The sequence below is a fragment of the Inquilinus limosus MP06 genome (assembly GCF_000767795.1).
Classification (GTDB): Bacteria; Pseudomonadota; Alphaproteobacteria; order DSM-16000; family Inquilinaceae; genus Inquilinus; species Inquilinus limosus_E.
Genome location: NZ_JANX01001143.1, coordinates 1 through 558 on the forward strand (window position 1 = coordinate 1; position 558 = coordinate 558).

At 74.0% G+C, this 558-nt stretch carries 1 protein-coding gene; it reads left to right on the plus strand.

The features are described from left to right. The coding region (locus P409_RS35680) for a LysR substrate-binding domain-containing protein (RefSeq protein ID WP_034849923.1) at positions 1-558 on the plus strand (558 nt) is incomplete at both ends.

Below are 558 nucleotides of genomic sequence, written 5' to 3' on the forward strand. Positions count from 1 at the left end.
GTCGCCGATCGCTATCCGGGGCTGGTGGTGCGCAGCTTCTTCATCGACCGCATCGTCCACCTGGCCGAGGAGGGCTACGACGTCGCCGTGCGCATCGCCGAGCTGCCGGATTCCGGCCTCAGCGCCGTCCGCGTCGGTACGGTGCGGCGGATCGTCTGCGCGTCGCCCGCCTATCTGGCGGCGCACGGTACGCCGCGCAGCCCGGCCGACCTTGCGGAGCACGAGGCGATCCCGTTCATCCGGGGGCCGTCGACGCGCGACTGGGTGTTCCATCGGGGCGGGCGAACGGAAACGGCCGGGCCGCGGGTCCGGCTGATCGTGAACCAGGCCGATGTCGCGGTGGCGGCGGCGGTGGCGGGGCACGGCCTGACCCGGGTGCTGTCCTACCAGGCGGCGGCGGAGATCCGCGCCGGGCTGCTGCAGGTGGTGCTGCAGGAGTTCGAGCCGCCGCCGATCCCGATCCATGTCGTGCATCAGGAGGGCCGCCGCGCCTCCGCCCGGGTGCGGGCGCTGGTGGACTTCCTGGCCGAGGGGCTGCGGGCGGATCCGACGCTGCGA